21 protein-coding genes and 1 pseudogene are annotated in these 24,243 nt (G+C 56.1%); 10 read left to right on the forward strand and 12 right to left on the reverse strand.

Annotated elements, in window-relative coordinates:
• Positions 1–102 precede the first annotated feature (102 nt).
• Entirely contained in the window at positions 103–495 is a 393-nt protein-coding gene (locus O7A61_RS05805; protein WP_337128938.1) for a phytanoyl-CoA dioxygenase family protein, read from the reverse strand.
• Positions 496–605: 110 nt separating this feature from the next.
• Between O7A61_RS05805 and O7A61_RS05810 the strand changes: the two genes are divergently transcribed.
• Together O7A61_RS05810 and ehuB are read left to right on the forward strand one after the other, a co-directional pair.
• Positions 606–1,508 (forward strand): LysR family transcriptional regulator, encoded by a 903-nt coding sequence (locus O7A61_RS05810; RefSeq protein WP_337128939.1) that lies wholly within the window; start codon positions 606–608, stop codon positions 1,506–1,508.
• A gap of 425 nt (positions 1,509–1,933) precedes the next feature.
• Positions 1,934–2,779, forward strand: a complete 846-nt coding sequence (ehuB, locus tag O7A61_RS05815; protein WP_337128940.1) for an ectoine/hydroxyectoine ABC transporter substrate-binding protein EhuB — start codon at positions 1,934–1,936, stop codon at positions 2,777–2,779.
• A 242-nt stretch (positions 2,780–3,021) separates the two neighbouring features.
• On the opposite strand, the pseudogene O7A61_RS05820 reads toward ehuB, so the two are convergent.
• From O7A61_RS05820 to O7A61_RS05870, 11 genes and pseudogenes are all read right to left on the reverse strand, one after another.
• Positions 3,022–3,700 (reverse strand): annotated as a pseudogene (locus tag O7A61_RS05820) (electron transfer flavoprotein subunit beta/FixA family protein); the annotation flags it as partial.
• Positions 3,701–3,822: 122 nt separating this feature from the next.
• Entirely contained in the window at positions 3,823–5,004 is a 1,182-nt protein-coding gene (locus O7A61_RS05825; RefSeq protein WP_337128941.1) for an acetyl-CoA C-acetyltransferase, read from the reverse strand.
• A gap of 65 nt (positions 5,005–5,069) precedes the next feature.
• Entirely contained in the window at positions 5,070–5,699 is a 630-nt protein-coding gene (locus O7A61_RS05830) for a CoA transferase subunit B (protein ID WP_337128942.1), read from the reverse strand.
• A 16-nt stretch (positions 5,700–5,715) separates the two neighbouring features.
• Positions 5,716–6,414 (reverse strand): CoA transferase subunit A, encoded by a 699-nt coding sequence (locus tag O7A61_RS05835; protein ID WP_337128989.1) that lies wholly within the window; start codon positions 6,412–6,414, stop codon positions 5,716–5,718.
• 215 nt (positions 6,415–6,629) lie between these two features.
• Entirely contained in the window at positions 6,630–7,787 is a 1,158-nt protein-coding gene (locus O7A61_RS05840) for an acyl-CoA dehydrogenase family protein (protein ID WP_337128943.1), read from the reverse strand.
• Positions 7,788–7,832: 45 nt separating this feature from the next.
• Complete coding sequence (locus O7A61_RS05845) at positions 7,833–9,029, reverse strand: acyl-CoA dehydrogenase family protein (protein WP_337128944.1); 1,197 nt, start codon at positions 9,027–9,029, stop codon at positions 7,833–7,835.
• A gap of 106 nt (positions 9,030–9,135) precedes the next feature.
• Positions 9,136–9,912: an enoyl-CoA hydratase-related protein gene (locus tag O7A61_RS05850; RefSeq protein ID WP_337128945.1), complete on the reverse strand. Its 777-nt coding sequence runs from the start codon at positions 9,910–9,912 to the stop codon at positions 9,136–9,138.
• A gap of 2 nt (positions 9,913–9,914) precedes the next feature.
• Positions 9,915–11,966, reverse strand: coding sequence for an acetate--CoA ligase family protein (locus O7A61_RS05855; protein ID WP_337128946.1), 2,052 nt, complete (start codon positions 11,964–11,966; stop codon positions 9,915–9,917).
• A gap of 23 nt (positions 11,967–11,989) precedes the next feature.
• A complete protein-coding gene (locus O7A61_RS05860; protein WP_337128947.1) occupies positions 11,990–13,486 on the reverse strand; it encodes a carnitine 3-dehydrogenase in 1,497 nt (498 codons plus the stop codon).
• Positions 13,487–13,585: 99 nt separating this feature from the next.
• Positions 13,586–14,485 carry a 3-keto-5-aminohexanoate cleavage protein gene (locus O7A61_RS05865; protein ID WP_337128948.1) on the reverse strand — a complete coding sequence of 300 codons (900 nt, stop codon included), beginning with the start codon at positions 14,483–14,485 and terminating at the stop codon, positions 13,586–13,588.
• 80 nt (positions 14,486–14,565) lie between these two features.
• Positions 14,566–15,342 (reverse strand): SDR family oxidoreductase, encoded by a 777-nt coding sequence (locus O7A61_RS05870; protein ID WP_337128949.1) that lies wholly within the window; start codon positions 15,340–15,342, stop codon positions 14,566–14,568.
• 682 nt (positions 15,343–16,024) lie between these two features.
• Between O7A61_RS05870 and O7A61_RS05875 the strand changes: the two genes are divergently transcribed.
• The 8 genes from O7A61_RS05875 to O7A61_RS05910 all read left to right on the forward strand — a co-directional run bounded on the left by O7A61_RS05875 (position 16,025) and on the right by O7A61_RS05910 (position 23,659).
• Positions 16,025–16,723 (forward strand): TetR/AcrR family transcriptional regulator, encoded by a 699-nt coding sequence (locus O7A61_RS05875; protein WP_337128950.1) that lies wholly within the window; start codon positions 16,025–16,027, stop codon positions 16,721–16,723.
• A gap of 384 nt (positions 16,724–17,107) precedes the next feature.
• Positions 17,108–17,893, forward strand: coding sequence for an amino acid ABC transporter ATP-binding protein (locus O7A61_RS05880; RefSeq protein ID WP_337128951.1), 786 nt, complete (start codon positions 17,108–17,110; stop codon positions 17,891–17,893).
• Positions 17,894–17,924: 31 nt separating this feature from the next.
• A complete protein-coding gene (locus O7A61_RS05885) occupies positions 17,925–18,698 on the forward strand; it encodes a substrate-binding periplasmic protein (RefSeq protein WP_337128952.1) in 774 nt (257 codons plus the stop codon).
• Positions 18,699–18,725: 27 nt separating this feature from the next.
• Complete coding sequence (locus O7A61_RS05890; protein ID WP_337128953.1) at positions 18,726–19,406, forward strand: amino acid ABC transporter permease; 681 nt, start codon at positions 18,726–18,728, stop codon at positions 19,404–19,406.
• Complete coding sequence (locus O7A61_RS05895) at positions 19,406–20,116, forward strand: amino acid ABC transporter permease (RefSeq protein WP_337128954.1); 711 nt, start codon at positions 19,406–19,408, stop codon at positions 20,114–20,116. The genes O7A61_RS05890 and O7A61_RS05895 overlap by 1 nt, the downstream gene beginning before the upstream one ends.
• A 495-nt stretch (positions 20,117–20,611) precedes the next feature.
• A complete protein-coding gene (locus O7A61_RS05900) occupies positions 20,612–21,763 on the forward strand; it encodes a M24 family metallopeptidase (protein ID WP_337128955.1) in 1,152 nt (383 codons plus the stop codon).
• Positions 21,764–22,126: 363 nt separating this feature from the next.
• Positions 22,127–22,906: an NAD(P)-binding domain-containing protein gene (locus O7A61_RS05905; protein WP_337128956.1), complete on the forward strand. Its 780-nt coding sequence runs from the start codon at positions 22,127–22,129 to the stop codon at positions 22,904–22,906.
• A 75-nt stretch (positions 22,907–22,981) separates the two neighbouring features.
• The gene (locus O7A61_RS05910) at positions 22,982–23,659 is read left to right on the forward strand and encodes a GntR family transcriptional regulator (protein ID WP_337128957.1); all 678 of its coding nucleotides are present in this window, start codon (positions 22,982–22,984) and stop codon (positions 23,657–23,659) included.
• The last annotated feature ends 584 nt before the right edge of the window (positions 23,660–24,243 follow it).

The following is a 24,243-nucleotide window of genomic DNA, read 5'->3' on the forward strand; positions in this document are numbered from 1 at the left end:
CAACCCGACCTTACCGGCGAACTGTCGATGACCACCGCAAAGCAGCTCGCTCGCTACAGCGCTGTTGAGGGCGCGCTCGCGAGCGGCTTCGCTACCGCCGAGCTACACCACCTGTGGGGACGCGACCCCGCTTACATCAAAATAGGGGTTGTCCTGATGCCAAGGCGCGCGATTGACTGCTCCTGCCTCGCGCACCATCCAGTTATCGGTAATCAGGGCAACCGATTCTGCGCGCATCGTCTCGCCTGCCAAACGCGCTGCAGGTGAATTAAATATGAAATTCTTCATGTGTTCATTTTCGCGCCAGATCCACATGTCAGCGCAATACGTTCCCGGCTTTGTATCCTTTGAATAATCAAGATACATCGGCCCTGGATTTGCGCGGCCAAAGTTCACCGCTCTACGCACCTCGTCGAGCCAGTCCTTTGAGAAGACATTTCGTAGTACCACTACGCCATCTTCTTCATAAGCTCTGATCTGTTGGTCTGACAACATGACTGCCACCCTCGGTTCATTTTCTGGTGCCATAGGAGTAGCGTATGGCGCTGTGCGACGAGAACACATTTCTCTTGACGCTGAGGTTAGGTTTAACTTAACCATCTGCTATGGCTATCGCTGTTCCGTCACTGAATTGGCTTCGGGTTTTCGAAGCTGCTGCGCGCAGCGAAAGCTTCGCGCGAGCCGCCGAAGATCTGAACATGTCGACTCCGTCTGTCAGCCAACAGATCAGGGCATTAGAGGAGCGCCTGGGGCGGGCGTTGTTCGAGAGACATGCGAGATCTGTCGTACTAACAGACGCGGGTGTGGCCTATCTACCTTTGGTACAGCAGGCGCTGCAGTCTGTTGAAAACGCTACCCTTGGGCTGTTTGGCGCAAATCCAACCCAGCAAGTCTTCATTCAATCCGTGCAGATTTTCGCCCAGGGTCTCCTTGCTCCACGATTAGCCTTGTTTATTGAGAAATATGACAACGTTGCGGTCACGTTGAATACTGGCTTCCGTCGTCTTGATTCTTCCGCCTACTTTAATGACCTGGAAATCGTTTTTGGGAGACAGAGGACGCATGGTTTAGACAGTGATGTGTTGGTGGGCGAGGAATTGTACCCGGTCGCTCGACCAGATATTGCCGATTTGATCAACACTCCGAAAGACCTTCTGAATTTCCGTCTTATTGAAGTTGCTCCCGAGCGGGCCGGTTGGCACTTTCTGTTTGATCATTACAAACTTCACGCTGAGACACCGAAGTTCGTCTATACCGACGATACGTCGACCGCGATGGTGATGGCCCAAGGAGGGATGGGAATTGCAATTGCCCGCGCGCCGGCTAGCAACGAGGCCATGAAGAGCGGGGGACTCGTTCCATGTTTGGGCGGCGACGCCATACACGGCCCTGAATTTTTCCACCTGGTGTATCGAGATTGCACAACACTACGGCCTGCCGCCCGCCTCTTCCGAGATTGGCTACTAAATTGGTGCTCTGAGCTCAGGCGTGCCACGCCTACAACTTGACTCGATCGCCAATAGGCCTGAATCGTCGAAAATCCTTAGTCCTACAGATAGCGCTCGCTCCTGAGGAAGGGTTCAAGCTGGGCGCCGGGCATCTCGGGTGAGGTTTTCACTGCGACCAGGCCGCGGAGCTTGGATGGACGCTGACCAAGAAGTGCCGCGTGCCGCCCAGGTCAGCTCTTCTGTAACCATTTCTTTGCCCGGCTCAAGCGCTCTCTGTTGCTCGAAACATTGCTCCGGGTTTTTAGCAGCACATCGGGCGGCGCCCGTACAAGGTATACCTCTGGAAATCAGATCGCCCCCGATTCCCCTCTACATCCTGCTCATGTGGTGGAATCGGCCGGAGACAAAACATCCTATTGCCAGATCGCCAAGCAAGAGGTATACCTATATCGCCCAACCAATTAACCCAATCACGGGGGAACTCGATGAAATTCACCAAAATTCTCGCAGCAATCGTTGCAACCGCCGCGCTCTTTTCGGCATCCGTTGGGAGCCACGCGGATGCGCTCACCGACCGAGCTAAGAGCGGTCAGCCGATAAGGATCGGATTCGCTCACGAGATCCCTTGGGCATACCCCGGAGATAAGAACGAGCCGTTAGGCTTTGCCAATACTCTTGCTGTCGGCGTTTTGAAATCCATGGGATATACCAACATCCAACCCGTCGTAACTGATTGGGGCGGCTTGATCCCCGGCCTTCAAGCAGACCGCTTCGACATCATAACAGGCGGTATGTATATTACTGGCAAACGTTGCAAAAACGTCGCCTTCGCGGAGCCAATGGGCAAATTTGGAAACGCTTTTATCGTTAAGAAAGGCAACCCTCTGGGGATCCATAACTATAAGGACATCAAGGACAAGGGCGCGACGATGGTGACCGTCGCCGGTTACGTCAACGTTGACGAGGCGCTCAAGGAAGGAGTTCCTGAGAACAAGATAATGCAAGTGCCAAGCAACACTGAACTACTCGCCGCCGTACGCGCGGGTCGTGCGGACGTTGGTGCTGGAACCTACTTCGATATGAGAAACTTTGTGGAAAGTGCCCCGAACGAGATTGAGGCAACCGACTCCGCATCGCTGCCCGATTGGACGAACAACTGGGTGGCGATTGCTTTCAAGAAGGAAGACAATGATTTCCTGAAGGCTTACAATGAGGCGCAGGCAAAATATCTTGGCACACCTGAGATGCTTGAGGCAGTAGGGAAATTTCAATACACGAAGGCTCAGCTTCCGGGTGATACGAAAACCGATTGGATTTGCTCAAACCGATAATAGATTTGAAGCCGACGGGTCGCAATCTGCGGCTCGTCGGCGCGCTGTCGCACACTTTTGTAGCACTGGCAGATTAGTTCTCGTTCGTAGAGCTCGTCGCGACGATTCATCCGTTGGGTTCGGATAGGCTTCGTCCATACGTTTGGGAGCTTTATACATACCGATGTGCCAAAACTGATGGTTCGGTGGCGCCGCATTATGGATCTGCAGGTCAAGCGGCATAGTTCCTTTCTCGAGCCCCAGAGGACGTCGGCTTCGGTTTTGAGCTTTTCGACCAGCTCGGCGACAGACTTGACTTTGATGCCAGCCTTGCGGTCAGACGGTTCCTCGGTCGTCAGAAGCTTCAGGCGCGACGCGGTGGACACGCTGAAAGCGGCCGGGCTCTATTCTTCGCCTTCATGATGTTCGGCAGCGAAGCGTAATCCGGTTCGTTGAGGCAAAGTCGGTCGTGACGACCGCCGGAAGCTTGATCTCGATGGTCCGGAGACCGCCGTCGACTTCCCGGGTCATGGTCGCCTTGTCGGCACCGATTTCTATCTTGCAAGCAACCCTGGGCCCAGCCGAGAAGGGCCGCGAGCATCTGGCCGGTCTGGTTGGCATCGTCGTCGATCACCTGCTTGGCGACGATGATACCGCCCGGCTGTTCGGCCTCTGCCACACCCGTCAGGATCTTGGCGACAACGAGCGGCTCGACCCTATCTTCGGTTTCGACGAGAACCGCGCGGTCGGCACCCATGGCGAGTGCGGTGCGCAGCGTCTCCTCAGCCTTGGCCGTGCCGATGGAGACGACCACGACTTCGGTCACCTTGCCGGCTTCCTTGAACCGCAGCGGTTCCTCGACAGAGAATTTCGTCGAAGGGGTTCATCGACATTTTGAGGTTGGCAAGCTTTAACGCGCGAAGCATCCGGCTTCATGCGCATCTTGATGTTGTAATCAAACCCACGCTTACGGGTACGAGGATTTAAACGGCAGCCCCAAATGTAGTCTGTTCGGATCAACCTTCGGCGCGGAAGCAAGTTACCTCAAGCCATGGCAGGATTGCTCAAACTGCTTCGAAGCACATGGCGATCCCCATGCCGCCGCCGATGCAAAGGGTGGCGAGACCCTTCTTGGCGCCGCGGCGACGCATCTCGAAGACCAGCGTGTTGAAGACGCGGGCGCCCGAGGCGCCGATCGGATGGCCGATGGCGATGGCGCCGCCATTGACGTTGACGATCGAGGGATCCCAGCCCATGTCCTTGTTGACGGCGCAGGCCTGCGCGGCGAAGGCCTCGTTGGCCTCGACAAGGTCGAGGTCGCCTGCCGACCAGCCGGCCCTTTCCAATGCCTTGCGCGAGGCGGGGATGGGTCCGGTGCCCATGATCGCCGGATCGACGCCGGCGGTTGCCCAAGACGCGATCCGCGCCAGCGGGGTGATGCCGCGTCTGGCGGCTTCCGCTTCGCTCATCAGCAGCGCACCGGCGGCGCCGTCATTGATGCCGGAAGCGTTGGCGGCGGTCACTGTGCCGTCCTTGTCGAAGGCCGGCTTCAGCTTGGTCATGGCATCGATGGTGGCGCCGTGACGGATGTATTCGTCCTGGTCGACAATGGTGTCGCCCTTCTTGCCCTTGATGGTGAAGGCGACGATCTCGTCCTTGAACTTGCCGGCCTTCTGCGCGGCCTCGGCCTTGTTCTGGGAGGCCAGCGCGAACTGGTCCTGGTCATCGCGGGTGATCTGGAACTGGCGGGCGACGTTCTCGGCCGTGTTGCCCATGTGGTAGCCGTTGAAGGCGTCCCACAGCCCGTCCTTGATCATGGTGTCGATCATCTTGTAGTCGCCCATCTTGACGCCGGCGCGCAGGTGCTCGGCGTGCGGCGACAGCGACATCGATTCCTGGCCGCCGGCGATGATCACCTTGGCGTCGCCGGTGGCGATCTGCTGCATGCCGAGCGCGATGGCCCGAAGGCCCGAGCCGCAAACCTGGTTGAGGCCCCAGGCGGTGGTTTCCTTGGGCAAGCCGGCTAGGATCGAGGCCTGGCGGGCCGGGTTCTGGCCTTGCGCCGCGGTCAGCACCTGGCCGAGGATAACCTCGTCGACCTCGGCCGCCTCGACGCCGGCACGCGACAGCAATTCCTTGATGACGACGGCGCCGAGTTCATGCGCGGGCGTGGCGGCGAAAGCGCCGTTGAAGGAGCCTACGGCCGTGCGCGCGGCGCTGGCAATGACGATGGATGGGGTGCTCATAACAGCTGCTCCGTTGATGGTTGGACCGACAAGGTTACGACCTTTGGCTCAAACAATGCTCCCGGTCAGTTGACGATGGTGGCTTCGGTTGCCGCGCGCAGCACGCTGTCGGTCACGCCATCGGCGAGCTCCACCAGTTTGAGGCCGCCGTCGACGACGTCGAGCACGCCAAGATTGGTGATGATCCGGTCCACCACGCCTTTGCCCGTGAGCGGAAGCGTGCAGGCCTTTAGCACCTTGGACTCACCGGCCTTGTTAGTGTGGTCCATGACCGCGACGACCCGCTTCACACCAGCGACCAGATCCATGGCGCCGCCCATGCCCTTGACCAGCTTGCCGGGGATCATCCAGTTAGCGAGGTCACCGTTCTCAGCGACTTCCATCGCGCCGAGGATCGCCATGGCGATCTTGCCGCCGCGGATCATCGCAAAGCTTTGCGCTGAATCGAAGAAGGCCGAGTGCGGCAGGGCCGTCACGGTCTGCTTGCCGGCATTGATCAGATCGGCGTCGATCTTGTCTTCGGTCGGGAACGGACCGATGCCGAGCAGGCCGTTCTCCGACTGCAACGTGACATGCACACTGTCGGGTATATAGTTGGCGACCAGCGTCGGAATGCCAATGCCGAGATTTACGTAGGTGCCGTCTTGAAGTTCGCGGGCAGCCCGTGCTGCCATCTGGTTCCTATCCCAAGCCATCTTGTCTCCCCTGCCTTCACGCTGCCGCGCGCGTGGTGCGCTGTTCGATGCGTTTTTCGTGCTCGCCCTGGATCAGGCGATGCACGTAGATTCCCGGCAGGTGGATCTGATCGGGATCGAGGCTACCGGCCGGCACAATCTCCTCGACTTCGGCCACGCAAATCCTGCCGCATGTCGCAGCCGGTGGGTTGAAGTTGCGGGCTGTCTTGCGGAAGACGAGATTGCCAGTCGTGTCACCCTTCCACGCTTTGACGATCGACAGGTCGGCGACGATGCCGGTCTCCAGCACATAGGTCTCGCCGTTGAAGGTCCTTACCTCCTTGCCGTCGGCAACGACCGTGCCAATCCCGGTCTTGGTGTAGAAGCCGGCAATGCCCGCCCCGCCGGCGCGCATGCGCTCGGCGAGCGTGCCTTGTGGATTGAACTCGAGCTCCAGTTCGCCGCTCAGATACTGACGCATGAACTCGGCGTTCTCACCAACGTAGGACGAGATCATCTTCTTGATCTGCTTGGTTTTGAGAAGCACACCCAGACCGAAGTCATCGACTCCGCAGTTGTTGGACGCAATCGTCAGATGCTTGGTACCGGCTTCACGTATTGCGGCGATCAATAGCTCTGGAATACCGCAAAGGCCGAAGCCGCCAGCAGCGATAAACATGCCGTCAAACAGCAACCCGTCGAAGGCGGACCCAGCATGACTATAAATTTTATTCACCTTCAAACCTCCAGCAATTGGTACTTGAAATCGGGTTCGCTTCGCCTCGCAGCTTCGAACTTCAGTGACAAAATGCAGGCCTGTCGTCCGAAGTCATAGATCCCTCCGATCCGCAGCATCGCGGCGGCGTGACGCGAGCAGGATTCATGGCGGGTTTTTCCTGGCTGTCTGGGACACCTTGATCAGCAAAAGTTCTAATTTGCTTGATCTCCGACTTAACCCACCTGCTCGCCGATTAAGCCTCCGAGCGAGGCAAGTCGCGAGAGGTGAAAATTTGCGTCCCCGAACAGCGTATCCAGCATCGTCACATGCCTGAAATAGTGTCCAATGCTGTGCTCCATCGTCATTCCAATACCACCGTGCAATTGGATCGATTGATGGCCGATGGCCTTTGCGGACCGACCAATCTGCACTTTTGCAGCCGAGATCGCCCGTTCCCGTGCTGTTGCATCCTTCTCTCCAGCCATCACCGCGGCATAGATCGCCATCGAACGTGATTGCTCCAGATCGACGAGCATGTCGACCGCCTTGTGCTGCAGCACCTGGAAACCGCCAATTTTCTTGCCGAATTGCTCGCGCGTCTTCAGGTAGTCGAGTGTGATCGCTTGCATTTTTTCGAACGCACCAAGCGCTTCAGCACATATTGCTGCGACAGCCTCGTCCGCTACTCGCAACAGGATCGGCAATCCCCCCGCCGGGTCTCCGATCACGTCAGCCGAGTCAACCCGCACATTCTCAAGCGTTATGTCAGCTGCGCGCGATCCGCTGTGGGTGGGATAGCCGCGGCGACCAAGTCCCGTTACGTCAGCGTCGAGCAGGAAAAGGCCGATGCCTTCCTTTTGTCGTGAGTCCCCGGACGTGCGCGCCGTTACAATGAGCTTATCGGCAGTGTCCCCGTGAAGCACGAGCGCCTTCATCCCATTCAGGATCCATTCGTCCCCAATCCTCTGTGCCTGGGTCTCAACATCGAAAAGATCATAGCGCGACTGGGGCTCCATGTAGCCGAGGGACATTTTCGCCTGACCCTGAGCGATGGCTGAAATGAGTTCCGATTTCTGCACTTCACTGGCGCCGTGCCGAAGAATCCCGCCCGCAAGCACCACAGTCGAAAAATACGGTTCCTGAGCCAAAGCCCCGCCGAGCGCTTCCATGACGATCATCGTGTCGACTGCGCCACCTCCGAAGCCACCATATTCCTCGGGAAATGGTAGCGCGAGAAGTCCAAGATCGGCATAGTTTGCCCACATGGACTCGCTGTAGCCCTGCTCTTCAGCCTGATATCGGCCGCGATCCGCGAAACCATATTTGTCGTGCATCAATCGTTCGATGCTGTCTTTCAACAGCCGTTGCTCTTCCGTTAGATCAAAATTCACTGCCGATCTCCTTTACCGACGCGAAATACCTATAGTCCTTAAGGCCTAGAGACCGAGGATCATCTTCGCGATGATGTTCTTTTGAATTTCACTTGAACCAGAATAGATCGTTGCGGCGCGACTATAGAAATACAACGGGGCGATCGTCTTAGCCCACTCGGGCCCCACCGATTGCCCGTCTTCGGCACCGACTTGTTCGTCGGTCAGATCTGGAAGGGCGTGGGGGCCGACTACATCCATCAGAAGCAATGTAGCCGCCTGCTCAATCTCGGATCCCTTGAGCTTGAGGATGGAGCCGGCGGGATCTTGGGTGCCGTTCTGTTGCGTTGAAACCGACACAGCCCGCAGCTGCGTTATTTCGAAGGCCTTCATTTCGACTTCGACGGCAGCCACCTTCTCGCGGAATGCCTCGTTATCGATCAACCGCTTCCCACCCAGGTAGCATTGCGCAGCAAGATGCTTCGCGCGCAGCACGCGTTCCTTGATGAGGCCTAGGCCTGCATCGACGAAACGTTCGTTGCCGAGCAAAAACTTGGCATAAGTCCAGCCCTTGTTCTCTTCGCCGATGAGGTTCTCGACGGGAACGCGAACATCGGAGAAGAAAACCTCGTTGACCTCATTGCCACCGTCAATCAGCTTGATCGGCCGCACCTCGACGCCAGGTGTCTTCATGTCGATCAGGAGAAATGAGATGCCGTCCTGTTTCTTCACATCCGGATTCGTTCTGACCAGGCAGAAGATCCAGTCCGCATACTGTGCGCCTGTTGTCCAGATTTTCTGACCATTGACAACATAATGATCGCCATCGCGCACAGCCCGGGTCTTCAGGGAAGCGAGATCGGATCCCGCGCCAGGCTCAGAGAATCCCTGGCACCACCAATCCTCAGCGTTGATAATACGCGGCAGGAAGTGCAGTTTTTGCGCCTCATTGCCAAAGGTGTAGATGACCGGCCCGACCAGGGTAACACCATAGCCAAACGCCAACCGTGCAGCGGGGAAGGCCTGCAGCTCTTCCTCATAGATATATTGTTGGAGCGGAGACCACCCAGTACCGCCATACTCCTTCGGCCAGCTTGGCACGCCGCTCTTGTGGAGAGCACGCGTCCCCTCGGCAATTTCGTCTCTAGATAGGTGCCGGCCTTCGGCTAGTTTGCGGCGAGTTTCAGGTGAGATGTTGTCACGAAGAAGCTGACGCATCTCTTCCCGAAACTTGCTCTCATCTTCTGTAAACGCGAGATCCATTGATCCCTCCATGAGCTTTAAGTACGACAACAAGGCCTGTCGCAATCTGGCAACATTAACGGTCGGAGCGCCTGCCTGCGGCGCCGGCGCATTCAGGTGGAGAGGGCTAGATGCCCTTCCACACAGGCTTGCGTTTCTCAACGAAAGCCCTGGCGCCTTCCGATTGATCCTCCGAATTGAAACATTTCTGAACCGATGCCAAAGAGCGGCTGTACTCAAACGCGGCCTGCTCGGGGATATTTTCGGTCCGACGCATCATGTCTTTGATGGCAGCAAAAACGAGCGGCGGTCCGTCCGCCAAAAGGGTTGCCAGTTCACGTGCCCGTGGCATCAAGTCCTCGATCGGGAGCACTTCGTTGACCAATCCCCAACGCTGGGCCTCGAGAGCATCCATCCTGCGTCCGGTAAACATGAATTCCAGCGCGACGTTGCGGGGAACCCGGCGCGGTAGACCAACGACGGCCAGGTTAGGCACGACGCCAACGTTGATTTCGGGGAGTGCAAAGTAGGCGTGTTCCGCAGCCAGAATGATGTCCGCTGACAACGCAGCTTCTAACCCACCACCAATGCAAATCCCATTGACCGCGCAAATCACGGGTTTGTTGAGATTGGGTAGCTCGGTCGCCCCCGCCCAACCTCCTACTCCGTGATCCGAGTCCGCCGCCTCACCATCCGCGGCAGCCTTAAGGTCCCATCCTGCACAAAAGAATTTCTCTCCCGTGCCGGTGAGAATAGCGATCTTCAGATCGGCGCTATCGCGAAATTCTCGGAACGTTTCTCCCATCAAACGCGAGGTGGCAGCGTCGATGGCATTCGCCTTCGGTCGGTCCAATACGATCTCTAGAACGCCGCCTCGTTGTTCAATCTTCAGAGGTCCTGACATCTTCACTCCTCTCCCCTCAATCTAATAAGGCTGTCAACCGCGATTGCGCCGAGACCTTCTGCCCGAACAATGATCGGATTGATCTCGAGCTCGAAAATTCCTGCCGCAGGCTCTCGGATCAGTTCGGCGACGGACATAACGGCTGAGACCAAAGCATCCACGTCGGCGACTGGGCGCCGCCGATAGCCGGACAACAGACGGAATGACCGCAGCGTTTTCAGCGCACTGAGGACGTCCTTTTTCGAAAAAGGCGGAAGCAACACCACCGAATCTTCAAGCAGTTCGGCAAGTACGCCGCCTGCACCAATCAAAACGACCGGGCCGAACGCATCGTCAACGTTGACGCCGACGATGAACTCGGCAATGCCGTCGCGGACCATCTCCTCGACCAGGATTTTTTCGGTAATCGTGCCAAGTCGGGCCGCTTCCTTTTCGGCCTTTTCGACGTTGTCGACGTTTAGGGCGACGCCATTTAGCTCGGTTTTATGCTGAATGGATTGAGAGGATACCTTCATTACGACCGGAAAGCCGATTGTCTCAGCCGTTCGAGATGCATCCTTCGCAAAAACCTCGGCGGTTCGCGGCGTCTTTATGCCGGCCGACGACAGGATTTGCTTTGCGTCGAACTCATTCAAATTGCGTATTGAGCCCCTGAGGGCACGCCGATCGAGACGCGGCGGCTTGAAGTTCGCCCATGAGGCTCCCATTTCCGCAGCGATTTCGAATGCTCTGAAAGTCTCTGACATGCCTTGCATGGGGGCAACGCAAGATTTCAAGGCCATCTCGGCAATAAATCCTGGCGTGGATTCAGGCATCGTGCTTGCGATGAAAGCCTTGGCTCCCGTCTTCCGCGCGGCAGCCAGGAAGGCTCTTATCGGAAGCTCTTCCTTGTGCGCTTGTGCTTCAAGGTTTGGGTGATCCAGGAAGAAACCATAGAGGTCGGCATCGCCATCTTGAAAGGCAGAAAACATTTGGCAAAGCTTTTCCTGATCGTGCCAAATGAAGGTCTGGAAATCCAAAGGGTTGCCGAGGGTTACGTGATCGCCGAGGATTTTGCTCAGTTCGTCCCTGATCTCGGTTTTGATTGGCGGCAATTGCACATCGACCTTCTCGAGCAGATCGGACGCGATGGCCATGTCACCACCTGACCCCCCGCAGATCGCCAAGCGGTTTCCGGCGAACGGGCCGTGCACATGAAGTAGCTTCAGTGTTTCAACGAATTCGGCGATGCTATCACACCGGCCCACACCGATTCTCTGAAAAAGCGCATCCAGATACCGTTCGGTGCCCGCCATCGCGCCCGTATGACTTAAAGCAATGCTGCGGGCAGTCTCCGTACGACCGGGTTTGAGGATCAGGATCGGAACCCGCCTCTCCTGCGCAGCGCACGCCAGATCTCTCAGGTCAGACGGATCGCCCATGGACTCAAGGTACATACCGATAGCCGATACTCTCGGGTCCTCAAGAGCCGCATAAGCGAGATCGACAGATGTCACCGACGATTGATTGCCGACCGAAAAGATCTTTCCGATCGGCAAATGCCGATTGGAAAATAGCACGTCGCAAGCGACCGTCCCGGATTGAGAAATCACGCACACGCCTCGGCCCACAGATCGAGCGACAGCAGGATCCGGAAACAGCGAGATACGGTCGAAGAAGTTGACAAACCCGAGGCAGTTGGGACCCAGGAAGGGAAAATCTCCAGCAGCCTCCAGCAGCCTGGTGTTAAAGTCGGCCCCGCCTTCCCCCGAGCGCTCTGCGAACCCGGACGCCAGGCAAACTGCCCCGCCTGCGCCGAGCTCTCGTAGCAGTCGCACTGCATCAATGGTCGCTTCGCGGTTGATTCCGAGGAATGTGCAGTCAGGTACCGTGGGCAAAGCTTCGAGCGATGGCCAGAAACCCTCCACGCCCGTAGCGGCTTTTTCCGGATGAACCCTGAATATTAAACCTTGAAAGCCGAAATCCCGGCAGTTGTGCTCCACGAGATCGGCCCAGCGCCCACCCAAGATGGCGACCGACTTGGGTGACATGAGCCGCGTCAGATCTTTTCTCATCGGTACCTCCCGCTGCCGACTCTCTAGGCGCGAGCTGGCTTCTCTCCGATGGAACGTCCCGCCGCCTCGGGCGTCGGAAGCGTCGCGTGCGCCTCAAGAAGCGGTTTGAGCTTCTCCATGATCCCGGGCAGCGGCGGCACCGACCGTTTCTCCTTCAAGGAAACGTGCAGCATCACGCTCTCGTATGTCGACAACACCATATCGTCGGAAGCCCTATGTAACGACATGAAACAATGTATCCTCTTGCCGTCCGATGGAAGCAGTTGGGCCTTGACATCCAGGGCGTCGCCAAGCTTTGCCTCAGCAAGCAGCCGGACATGACTTTCGACGGTATAGTAGCTATGGCCGCCCTTTACATACTCAATGTCGACTCCACACTGCTGGAGCAGCACATCGGCAGCGTCAGCAAAGCACTGCGTGTACCGGTATTCCGTCATGTGGCCATTGTAGTCGATCCAGGCAGCTGGTACTCTCACGTCGAGAAGCCGCAAAGCCTGGTTGCGTGAAGCGCTATCGATCTTGGGAGCGATCTTCCAAAGGTGGGTTTCGAAATCAGCCAAAAGCTTTCCGGCGCCCCAGCCGCGGCCCTCATCTCCCACTTTCAATGCCTGCAAAATTCCGACCAGGTTCTGGTCGCGGATTCGCTCGAGGTCTCGTATGCCGTGCTGGCCTGACTGGGCGTCGGACTGGCTCGCGATCTTCTCTACGAGTTCGGGATTGAGATCAACAACGTTCGTTAGCTTGGTCCAGGGCCACTCGAGGCAGGGACCGTACTTGGAAAGGTAGTCGCGCATGCCAGCCTCACCGCCAGCAACGCGGTAGGTCTCGAACAGGCCCATCTGCGCCCAGCGCAAGCCGAACGAGTATCGAATGACGTTGTCGAGCGTTTCGGTGTCGCAGATGTCGTCCTTGATCAACCAGAGGGCTTCACGCCACAATGCCTCCATGAGCCGGTCGGCCACGAAAGCGTCAATCTCTTTGTTGATGATCAACCCGGTCATGCCGATAGTGGTCAACTTGGCTTTGGCATCTTCAAGCGCTGCCCGCTTCGTTTGGTTACCGCCAACGAGCTCTACAAGTGGCAGCAAGTAGACCGGGTTAAACGGGTGTGCGACGAACATCCGCTCTGGATGTTTCATGTCCCTCTGAAGATCGGTAGCCATGAGCCCAGAGGTCGAAGACCCAATCAACGCTTCTGGGTCGGCGGAGCGATCGATCTGGGCGATCACGCTACGCTTGAGGTCGAGTCGCTCGGGTACGCTTTCCTGGACCCAATCGGTGCCCTTAACAGCCTCCTCGAGTGAGGGGCAGAAGGTCAATGCTCCCCTCTTGGGAAGCGGTGCGTTCGTCAGAAGCGAGTAAGCATATTCAGCATTTGCAATTACTTCGCCAACGAGGCGTTTAGCGTCGGGATGGGGATCGTAAACATTGACGTCGATCCCGGCCAGAATGAAGCGAGCGATCCATCCGCCGCCAATGACACCGCCGCCAATGCTGGCCGCCTTCTTGATTTGGACCATTGAAGTTTCCTCTTTCTCAGTTAGATGGCGTGATCGTTCCGGACGATCACTTCAGCAGGCTGCGAAATCCTGCGAAGTGAGGTTTGATGTCCAACCAGATTACCGCTTCGTGAGTTTGAGTTTACGGCGAACTTCCTCCGGACCGATGATCCGGGCGCCCATATTTTCGACGACATTGACAGCCCGCTCGACCAACTGGCCGTTGGTCGCAAACTCACCCTTTCCAACGTAGAGATTGTCTTCAAGGCCGACACGAACATTTCCGCCAGCTAGGACAGCGGCCGCGGGGTATGCCAACGCGTCACGGCCGATCGCGAACGCGGAAAAGGTCCAATGCGACGGGATCGTGTTCACCATTGCCATCAAAGTGCTGAGGTCGTTCGGCGCGCCCCATGGGATGCCCATGCAAAGCTGAACGAGGACGGGATCTTCGATCAGACCTTCCTCGACAAGCTGCTTGGCAAACCACAAGTGTCCGGTATCGAAGACTTCGATTTCGGGGCGAACACCGAAATCGGTCATCATCTTAGCCATTGCGCGAAGTGTCGATGGCGGATTAGCCATTACATAATCGCCGAGGTTGAAGTTCATTGTGCCATTATCAAGCGTGCAAATTTCGGGTGCGCACTCTAGAATGTGCGCAAACCTTTCCGAGGCACCAACGAAGTCACTGTTTGGCGCGACTGGAAACGGTTTCTCAACACTACCGAAGATAAGGTCGCCACCCATACCAGCCGTGATATTCAAAACAACGTCCGTGTCCGCTTGACGGATCCGATCGGTGACTTCCTTATAAAGATCGTTTCGACGAGAAGGTGCACCAGTTTCGGGATCGCGAACATGGATGTGAACCACTGCAGCGCCTGCCTTGGCAGCTTCGATGGAGGCATCTGCAATTTCTTTCGGCGAACGTGGTACATGTCGGGACTTCGATGCGGTGTCGGCCGCACCGGTTACAGCACAAGTAATGAAAACCTCGCGGTTCATGGTCAGGGGCATTGCTCTTCTCCTTGTATGGTCGTGGGGGTATCGCCAATGCTCCGCATCGCCGCGCACCAAACCCGCCAGATGTTCGGTTGTTAAAATTCAGTAGCGTTGGTTTGGCCGTCGATTGCGACGGACTGCCCGGAGATTATTCGTCCGTGAGGACTGCACAAAAACAAGATCATACTGGCGATCTCTTGGACACTCACCAGCCTCCTCATGGACGTTTGATTGAGTACCGCCTGCCTAATTTCTTCAACCGGCACCCCGCGAGACTGGGCAGCCATCACATTAACTCTTTCCGCTCGGGGGGAATCGACATTGCCGGGGCAGATCGCATTTACATTGATGTTCACTGGCCCGAGTTCCCTTGCCAGGACTTCGGTGAGTCCGATAACTCCGTTTTTTGCCGCGCAATAAGGGGATCGAAGCGGGAAAGGAAACAGGCCTGCCACGGAAGACATATTGATGATTGATCCACCTCCGGCGCCCTTGATCAGTGGAATCGCCGATCTCGCGCAATAAAATGAACCATCCAAATTTACGGCGAGGGTGCTCCTCCATTCATCGTCACGCAGAGATTCCACTGGCTTTGCCGGTCCAGAGACTCCCGCATTGTTCACTAGGACGTCGAGGCCATCCAAGTGGCGCTGAACTTCTTCGAAAAGCTGAACCACGGCCTGGGAGCTCGAAACGTCAGCCGCTACCGCCTGCAGTCCGGCCTCTGCTTGAACGCGCTCAATCGCGTCGGGATCGACGTCGCAGACGAGCACCTTTGCTCCTTCGGCAGCAAACCTCTCCGCTACCGCCCTTCCGATACCAGAGGCGCCGGCAGTGACGAGGACGCGCTTATTCTCAAGTTCCAGATCCATGCAGATCAATCCTCCGCCTTAGGAAAATTCGTTCGGCGCCTGGCTCTTCCCGGGCGGGTCGACCTGACGGCGATGATATTGTCTCGATTACATAATACCTATTATATTTCAACGGAGCCTCAGTCAAGGGCGGACGGCATTATCGGAGTTCGGCTTTGGTAGCCGCTAGGGAAGCCGAACTCCGAGATCGGGTCTCGCACCTCTGGTGCCCGTAGATATCCCCTTGATTTGGCTAACCAGTTTGTGCCGTTTCCTTTGCGGTCGGACCTTTTTGCGCTTTCCATATCGAGGATAAAGTCACACAAGGGACGCTGAATTTTCGAGAGCAGAAAATAGAATTCTCTGACCTGCATCATGCAAACTCGGCTGCGCCGCCTAACGCACGATGTTACGGGCGACTGGCGTCCCTTAATTCCGCGCCTGGAGGATACGCCTCTTAGTGTGATGTGCGACGTTTAGAGTTCGCCTCCGCATGGCCGCCCGTCCATATGTCGCTTGGCGTCCTGTATTTCGGCCCAGCTCGCAATCAAGGGAGTTGAACAATGGCGGACCCCTCATGGTTTTATATTATATATTGACCATTATCTCACAATGGCGGAGATTATGGCGCTCTAGGCATGCGCTTCGGTCGCGCGGATGCCGCAGGGAACGTTGAAAACAGATTGGATCGGTTCATAGAGATATGCCAAAGATTATCGATGTTGAGCAAACCCGGCTTCGCATTGCTAGGGCAGCATGCAAGGCAATAGCACAAAAGGGCATCTCGGGTGTAACCATGATCGACATTGCCAATGCCGCCAACGTGACGACGGGAATGATAACTCATTACTTCGGCGGGAAGGCGGACATCATCGCAGCGGCAATGCGAATTCCTTTCCTCAATATAGAACGCAACCTTGCTCGATTGCTAGAAAAAGGGGAGACTGACCTTGCAACGCTGCTTGACGTCGCGATTCCAGCATCAAAGTCTCATTTCGAGGACAGCCTGATTTGGGTGAATTTCTGGGGCGTGATTGCAACCGATCCTGAGTTTCGAAAACTTAACGTGGCACTGCACCGGGAGGGTGGCAATATATACGCTCAACTCATGCGAGCCAGCTGGCCAGAGAGTAAAGATTGGCCGGCTGAGGTTTTCGAAACCGCGCTTCGGTCCATCGTAACATTCATTTTCGGGCTAACTGCGGGCGGTGTCACCAATCGAGCCGTCTGGACGGCTGCTGTTCAGCGCTCTCAACTGCAAACTCATCTGCGGCTGGTACGCCAGTCGGCACGACTGGAAACACTTCAGCAGCGCGGCGACGCCCATGGCTTGATAGCTCCAGACGCTCACGTCTCTGCGAAAACAGATACCCGACAGGCGTCCGAAATCCGACGGATCTGATAAACGCCAGAAGTAATAAAGACGCGGACCGCGGCAATGCCGCTCTGCAGGCGTGCTGCGTCCAGTTGACGCTAGGCTTTGCATCGTTCGGCTAATCCTCTTCCATCCGTAACTAACCCTGACACGTTGCTGCAGGAGCCGCCGTGCAAGGCGGATGACGCATTCTGGAATGCAAGCGGACCTGCCCCGTTGCGCCTCTCTTGTTGACTCTTATTTTCTAATGTGCATTATATCATAGGGCCTTGAAAAAAATAACCAGTCGGTCCGAGAGTGATTTGTAGACCCAGCTATGTACGACTGAAGAGTGCCGTACCGAGCGGCCTCGCGCCGGCTACCAGTCGGGATGAGAGTGGTCTCACAAGTGGGAGGTGGTAAAGAAATCCAATGAAGCCAAGTTCAACATCGGACGGCCAGCCGATTTTGGAGGTTCGCAAGCTCCGCAAGTCATTCGGCCCGCTCGAGGTACTCAAGGGCGTAGAACTCTGTGCCTCTAAAGGAGATATCCTTACGTTGATCGGCAGCTCCGGGTCGGGTAAGAGCACCCTGATCCGCTGCATCAACTTCCTCGAGGAACCATCTCAAGGGGAGATAGTCCTGGACGGCGTCGTCTTTCCAGCCATTCCAGGTCGGCGGAGAACCCGAAAGCAAAACGCCGATCTGGTCATGCTGCGGCGAAAAGTTGGCATGGTCTTTCAATCCTTCAATCTGTGGCCGCATCGTAGTGCCATCGAAAACGTAATGGAGGGCCCACTTCAGGTACTCGGCGTAACTAAGAAAGAAGCGCACGAACGTGCACGGGCTTACCTGGATAAGGTGGGGCTCAGCGACCGACGCAGTCACTATCCAAGCCAACTTTCCGGTGGGCAGCAGCAGCGGGTCGCGATCGCCAGAGCACTCGCGATGGAGCCAGAAATTCTTCTCTTTGATGAACCGACCTCGGCGCTCGATCCAGAGCTGGTAGGCGAGGTCCTGCGCGTCATGCAGCGTCTCGCTGTCGAAGGTCGGACAATGGTCATTGTTACACACGAGATGCAATTCGCCCTCGAAGTGTCAACTGAAGTTATTTATCTTTTGGGAGGAACCATCGAAGAAAGAGGCAAGCCTAACGACGTCCTTAGACAGCCTAAATCGGAGGCGCTCGCCTCCTTCCTACAAAGATATCGATCATAATGAGCGATAAGAAGAGAGGGAACTGGTTATCATGATCAGCAAAGTCACGGCTATACTGTTCGCAACCGCCGCAAGCGCAATAAGTCTATCTCCCGCACATGCACAAGAGGCTATTAAGATCGGCATCGACGCTTCTTACAAACCAAATGCCTGGGTGAGCCCCAATGGTGAATTGACGGGGTTTGAAGTCGATCTCACGAAGGCGGTATGTGCCGAAATCAAGGAAAATTGTGAGATTTCCAACGTCCCTTGGGATGGCATCTGGACCGCGCTCGACACGAGCACGATCGACATGGTGGGCACGACCGTAACCGTTTCGAAAACTCGTCTCGAGAAATACGACGCATCGCGCGTTATTTACAAAGTCGGATACGCGTTTCTGGTGCCCGCCGACGCTGATATTTCCGGCGGCATTCCATCACTGAAAGGTAAGTCGATCGGCACCATCGTCGGCACTGAACCGTACTACGTGTACATCAAGGCTATGCTTGGCGACGACACCGACATCCGCGGCTACGACAGTCCCGACGCTGCGGTACTCGACCTCGATGCGGGCCGCATTGCAGCATTCATGAATGACGGCCAGCAGCTTCAGTATCAGTTCATCAGCACCGGCAAGTATAAACTGGTCGAGAAGCCGAACTTCGACTCCAAGTTTGTCGGAGCCGGCCGTGCCTGGTTTTTCAGAAAGGGTTCCAAGGAGCTCGTCGACAAGTTCAACAAAGGCCTCGACGCGGTGATTGCCTCTGGCAAGCTCGACGAAATCGGTATGAAGTACCTCAATACAAAGTTTACGACTCCATGAAGAACGTGAACAGGAGGGTGAAGTGCGATGATTGAGATCGTTGCACCTTACTTTACCTTTTGGCTGAAGGGCGCAGCGCTAACCCTAGGGTTGGCCGCTGTGTCCTTCCCTATCTGCGTAGCGATCGGACTGGTCGTGGCATTCGCAAGCTTCTCTCCGGTCCGTACAATTTCGACGTTGGCGGCCGCGTTTATCAATCTATTCCGTGGCTTGCCCGAAATTATCGTGATCTTCATTGTCTTCTATGGTTCTACGATTTCACTTGTAGCTCTTGGCAGCAAGCTCGGCCTGGCGGTGGGAGGCATCAACCCAGCGGTCGCAGCGATGTTTGCGATGTCTGTTCAATCTGGATCCTACGCAGCTGTTATCTTCAAGGATTGGATGAGCACCATGCCAAGAGGCTATACCGAAGCGGGGCTCGCTATCGGAATGACGCGCTTTCAGATCCGTCGTCGAATAGTCGTGCCGCTCGTCCTCAGATCCGCGACCCCCGCTCTAGGAAACCTGTTCCTGGTGATGTTGAAGATTTCCGCACTCGCATCGCTCATCGGGGTGCAGGAGCTTAGTCGTTCTACAACGGTAATTGCAGGTTCTACGCGGGAACCCTTGTTCTGCTATATGATCGCCGCGGCGATGTATCTCGCTATCTCCGCGGTGTCGGGTATGGTTCAGCATGGCTTTGAAGCGGCCATCGAAAGGTCTCGCTAATGCTCAATTTAGCGATATTACAAACTCCGTCCTTTTGGTGGACCGTTTTAAACGGGCTTATAACTACCGTTGCGCTGACCGCGCTCAGCATGATTTTTGGTTTCCTGATTGGAGGAGCGCTCGCCACCTTGCACGAATATGGGAGAGCCTCGCTGCGTCTTGCCGCGAAAACCTACATCTTTATTTTTCGCGGCGTGCCACTGCTAATCCTGCTGTTCTTGGTCTATTACGGTATGCCACGAATAGCATGGTTGCGCGGCGGGTTGCTTTGGGAGTTGATTCTTAGCTCACCTTTTCGAACGGCCGTTTTCGTACTCAGCATTAACAATGCTGCCTATCTTGCGGAGATGATCCGCGGCGGTCTCAAAATGGTCCCTCGCGGATTACTTGAGGCAGCGCTGGCTATTGGAATGACGGGGAAACGCGCGTTCTTTCGCGTTCACGCTCCACTGGCGCTTAGGTCTGTCCTGGGGAACCTCGGTAACGAAACCGTCGCCGTGGTCAAGGCGTCGGCGATCACAAGTGCAATCACCGTCCATGACTTAATGGGTGGTCCCACCATATTAGGCAAGGTATATCTTGACCCGCTCACGCCCCTGCTTGTAGTCGGCATGATTTACGTCGTAATTGTCCAGATCATCGACCACGTAGTCAAGCGCTATCAAGCGTACTTGACGGTTGCGAGCACTGGGCACGTAAGTAACATTTAATAGCTTGCCCATCCCTGTCTTGCCTAGTTCGCGCTTCAGCTCTTTGCCCATGCTAATACGCTCGTTTTTTGGACGTGAACTCTTCCTTTTATGGAGGCTCAGGCGTCTGGTGGCTAACCGGACATACATTATCAGCCCCCGCCATGACCGTGTTGTTCATCAGCATCGCTGTCGCCACGGACCCACCCCACCGGCAAAGGGTGTAATGGTCACCACCGCTTCTGCTGCGTCGCGAAAGGCGATGTAGCAGACCGGAGGCGGCTCCCTCACCTCGCTCCGATACTGCCTGGCTTAGTGAAGCGGGCGCCGCCACCAGTGAGATTGGCGCCTATATATAGCTGAACCGTCACGCAGCTCGTTTTCCTTAAAGAACCCCGAATTCTCTCTTGACTGGGCCTCCTTAGTGTGGAGGGTGTGTACATCTTATCGAAGCAGGCAAGGCCTTGTTGAGCAAGTAAGCTTGCTTGCGCAACATGAAGATCGGAGAATTTGACGATGCTCGAAGAAGCACGCGCGAGGACACGCGCCCTGCAGGAACGCCTGAAAGCTCAAAGCATAGGGCTCGCCATTTTCACCGACGAGAGCTCCATCGCCTATCTTGCTGGCTTCTGGGGCTACCTCTCGGTCGAATTCGGCCGACCCACGTTTCTCCTCGTCCGTCCGGACGAGGAGCCCACTGTCATCACGCCGCTGATGGAAAGCGAGATGGTGTCAAAGATGACCTGGGTCGAGAACGTTCGCGGTTGGGCAGATTCCGGTCCGAACCGTTGGGAAGATGTTCTCCGTGACGCTATCGGCAAATCGCCCGATGCGCTTTGGGTTGAAAGTGGGAGCATTCCCGCGATCGTGCGCAACTTCCTCGACGAACAGTTTGGTTCCGTTCCGCTGAACAATATCTGCCCGACGCTCGGAGAGTTGCGGATGATCAAATCGGCGGCAGAAATCGATGTCATGAAGCAAGCCGGGCAAATCGCGGGAGCCATGATGGCCGCCGCGCATCAGTCGCTTGAGATCGGAGCGCCTGAATATGAATCGGCACTTGCAGTCATTGCGGCCGGCACAAGGAAGGCGGCTGGCTTTCTCACTGCGAGGGGTTGGGAGGCGTTCGTCTCGCCATTAATTCACAACTTGCAAATCATGCAGTCAGGCGCCGACACCTCAATGGTCCACCGTCGTTCGAATACAAAGCTGCTCGAAAAGGGTGACCCAGTCTACTTCTGCTTCTGCAATATGGCCCAGTTCAAGCAATACAAGCTTGGCTTCGACCGCATGTTTTTTGTGAAAGAAGCAAGCGACGAAGCCGTAAAAGTGCAGCAAGCGGCAATCGACGCTCAGCAAATCGCCTTGCGCTCCATGCGGGCTGGTGTCACAGCCGAAAGTGTGGCCATGGCGGCAAACGATGCTTACGCCGCAGCCGGATACACGACTGGCTACCGGACCGGGCGATCGATCGGCGTTGCCTACCTAGAGGCTCCTGAATTGAAGATCGGTGACAAAACTGTCCTCAAGGCAGGCATGACTTTTGCCGTAGATGGCGGCATTACCGTCGACGGCAAACTCGGCGGTCGCATCGGCGACTCGATCGTGGTGACCGATACAGGATTCGAGTACCTAACCGATTACCCTCGGACCATCCTTTATTCATGATCCATCAATCCAAAGAATGAAAAGTTAGAATCGCCGTCTACCAATCTGCCCGGGCGAGCCCATCTCCCGAGTCTCCGATCACAGACCTCGAAAAAGCGATAGCAGGTTCGATGGCCCCTTCCGAAAGCGTAGTTGGTCCGAAGCTTTACTTCTGCGGCGGACGCCCTTGCGCGTGCGACACGTCGATCGATGAGGCAGCCGCAGTAGTTTTTTGAAGCACTTCGATCAACGCACCAATCCGCGGCAGATGTGGGCTGGCATCCGCGAGCAATTTCTACATCGATCCTCGCGGAGCTGTTGCGAAACGGAGCGCATATGAGGCTTGACGCTGGCGCAAATAACTTAGGCCAAAAAGGAGACCGCATGGACACGCCTACGATCGGGGTGCTTGGAACTGGGGACTTTGCCGCATACTTCATAGCGGCCCTCCGGAATGGAGGATATACAGGCCACATTCTGCTTTCCCCTCACAGTCCCGCCAAAGCAGAGAGATTGGCGGCTGAGCAAGGCTGTACCGTTGCCTCCGACGATACTGCCATGCTTGCCGAGTCCGATTGGTTGCTCCTGGCTGTTCGGCCAGAACAGTTGCCATCCGCGCTGCCGAAGCTGGCGCTGCGCTCCGGGCAGCTTTTGCTTTCCGCTGTAGCCGGTCTCACTGTTGACGAGCTACGCAGCGCTATTGGAAACGACGTGGCCATCATCCGAATAATGCCATCGAGCTACATTGGCGTTCTCCAAGATGGTTTGCTCCCGATTTATCCAGGCTGCGCCGAGGTCGAAGCAGTGCTGGGTAGAGCCGGCAAGCTTCTGGTGTTCGATACCGAGAAACAAATTGAACTTTCGATGATCGGTGCGTGTCTCTCTGGGTGGATGTACCGTTTCGTCGGATCGTTGGAGGCCTGGTTCGTCGAGCGTGGTCTCACGCCAGCTCAAGCACGTCAGATTGTGGCGGGCAACATTCTCGGCGCGGCCGGCAATGCATTGGCTCGACCGGATATTTCACTGGAGACGGTTTCCGATGAAATCGCAACACCGGGCACCTACACACAACTCGGCCTCGACTATCTTCGGGACAAAAACTCGTTTCATCCTTGGAACGAAGCGCTCACTTTGGTGAGCGACCGATTGAATCTGAAACGCTAGGGCTATCGTAACCGTCGCAAAGCCGAGGGTGAAGGGTTGAAGCGGGGTGGAAAGCATTAGGAAAAGAGCATGGTAATGGCTGACGAGAACGAAGGTAGAAGGATAGCTGCCGCCGATATTCACGACTTGCTAAGAGACCGCATATGCCTGCTGGAGTATCGGCCGGGCGCCATCCTGCGGGAAAATGAAATCGCAGCCGAATTCAGCGTGAGCCGGACACCGGTGCGCGAAGCTCTACAGCGCCTTTCGATTGAAGGTCTGGTAGAGGTGAGGAACGGTATCGGAACGTTCGTGACGACGTTGGATCCCGCACAATTGCGCGAGGTCTTCGAACTGCGGATCGAGATGGCTCAACTGTTTGGCCGTATGCGACGAAGAGACGTTACCTCGGAGGACGTTGCCGTCCTTGAAACACTACTTCAGAGATCGCAAGGCCTGATCGACATCTTTGACCTGCACGAACATTGGCAAATAAATCATGTGTTACATTTTGCCATCAGCGACATCGTGAGCAACAGAACGTTTCTGGAAATGTGGCATAACCTCTATTTCAAAGCTGCGAGGGCTTGGTACGACATTTCCCGCGACATTTGGGTAGATGCAGTACGTCTCTTACAGCTAGAAATAACCGACTTGTTGACGGCATCTCGTGAAAACGACGTTGACGCTATAGGCTACATCAAACGCAATTACATCAAGTTCTGCTGGAAGCGTATAGCGGCAGCGGGTCAAGCTCAGACTGCGCCCCCTTAACATTTTTATGACCGCGAGGTTCATGGCGCAATTTGATTAGACTCGCGGCGCTTGCGTGGCGCCGGCTGCTGTCCTTGACCCGATAATTCGGCGGAAGCGCGGGTGACCGCGCGAGATCACACGCATCACACTGCTTCCATAGGCAAACCCAATTACTTAATGTTGGTCACTAACTTCGTTGGCAAAACGGTGGAACGCCTTGAACAATGCATAGCCTGGATGGCGAAACGGCTCTGACATCGCGCCACTCCGATCCGTTGAAACCGTTCGCAACTTTTGGCGATGCCGGCAGGTTCACCGCAATCTGAGGCCGCGAAGAGATGGCAGTTCTCGGCAAATTCCAGTGTGCCGTTCAGAATTATCTGTCGCTGTCCAGAATTAAGCCGGGCGTCGGGGTCGTCTCGGCGCTCGTGCAGAGCCGTCTTGTCGGGTTGGCCATGCGCAGTGCGGACGGGCATCTGCTAACCGCAGCAGAACTGAAACGAACCCGCCGAGAGGTGCGAGCGGCGCTCACTCGTTGAGGGTTACCAACCTGTCGCTGAGGGGTTACCAATCCGCATGTTGGGTAGCCGTAGGTTCCCAAT

The sequence above is a fragment of the Mesorhizobium sp. Cs1321R2N1 genome (assembly GCF_037179725.1).
In the GTDB taxonomy this organism is placed as follows: domain Bacteria; phylum Pseudomonadota; class Alphaproteobacteria; order Rhizobiales; family Rhizobiaceae; genus Mesorhizobium; species Mesorhizobium salmacidum.

Excerpts from the sequence above, each read along its gene's own strand:
- O7A61_RS05890 (WP_337128953.1), top strand. The coding sequence starts at position 18,726 with ATGATTGAGATCGTTGCACCTTACTTTACCTTTTGGCTGAAGGGCGCA.
- O7A61_RS05825 (WP_337128941.1), bottom strand. The coding sequence starts at position 5,004 with ATGAGCACCCCATCCATCGTCATTGCCAGCGCCGCGCGCACGGCCGTA.
- O7A61_RS05870 (WP_337128949.1), bottom strand. The coding sequence starts at position 15,342 with ATGGATCTGGAACTTGAGAATAAGCGCGTCCTCGTCACTGCCGGCGCC.
- O7A61_RS05885 (WP_337128952.1), top strand. The coding sequence starts at position 17,925 with ATGATCAGCAAAGTCACGGCTATACTGTTCGCAACCGCCGCAAGCGCA.
- O7A61_RS05860 (WP_337128947.1), bottom strand. The coding sequence starts at position 13,486 with ATGGTCCAAATCAAGAAGGCGGCCAGCATTGGCGGCGGTGTCATTGGC.
- O7A61_RS05880 (WP_337128951.1), top strand. The coding sequence starts at position 17,108 with ATGAAGCCAAGTTCAACATCGGACGGCCAGCCGATTTTGGAGGTTCGC.
- ehuB (WP_337128940.1), top strand. The coding sequence starts at position 1,934 with ATGAAATTCACCAAAATTCTCGCAGCAATCGTTGCAACCGCCGCGCTC.
- O7A61_RS05845 (WP_337128944.1), bottom strand. The coding sequence starts at position 9,029 with ATGGATCTCGCGTTTACAGAAGATGAGAGCAAGTTTCGGGAAGAGATG.
- O7A61_RS05855 (WP_337128946.1), bottom strand. The coding sequence starts at position 11,966 with ATGAGAAAAGATCTGACGCGGCTCATGTCACCCAAGTCGGTCGCCATC.
- O7A61_RS05865 (WP_337128948.1), bottom strand. The coding sequence starts at position 14,485 with ATGCCCCTGACCATGAACCGCGAGGTTTTCATTACTTGTGCTGTAACC.
- O7A61_RS05910 (WP_337128957.1), top strand. The coding sequence starts at position 22,982 with ATGGCTGACGAGAACGAAGGTAGAAGGATAGCTGCCGCCGATATTCAC.
- O7A61_RS05805 (WP_337128938.1), bottom strand. The coding sequence starts at position 495 with ATGTTGTCAGACCAACAGATCAGAGCTTATGAAGAAGATGGCGTAGTG.
- O7A61_RS05810 (WP_337128939.1), top strand. The coding sequence starts at position 606 with ATGGCTATCGCTGTTCCGTCACTGAATTGGCTTCGGGTTTTCGAAGCT.
- O7A61_RS05900 (WP_337128955.1), top strand. The coding sequence starts at position 20,612 with ATGCTCGAAGAAGCACGCGCGAGGACACGCGCCCTGCAGGAACGCCTG.
- O7A61_RS05850 (WP_337128945.1), bottom strand. The coding sequence starts at position 9,912 with ATGTCAGGACCTCTGAAGATTGAACAACGAGGCGGCGTTCTAGAGATC.
- O7A61_RS05830 (WP_337128942.1), bottom strand. The coding sequence starts at position 5,699 with ATGGCTTGGGATAGGAACCAGATGGCAGCACGGGCTGCCCGCGAACTT.
- O7A61_RS05895 (WP_337128954.1), top strand. The coding sequence starts at position 19,406 with ATGCTCAATTTAGCGATATTACAAACTCCGTCCTTTTGGTGGACCGTT.
- O7A61_RS05905 (WP_337128956.1), top strand. The coding sequence starts at position 22,127 with ATGGACACGCCTACGATCGGGGTGCTTGGAACTGGGGACTTTGCCGCA.
- O7A61_RS05875 (WP_337128950.1), top strand. The coding sequence starts at position 16,025 with ATGCCAAAGATTATCGATGTTGAGCAAACCCGGCTTCGCATTGCTAGG.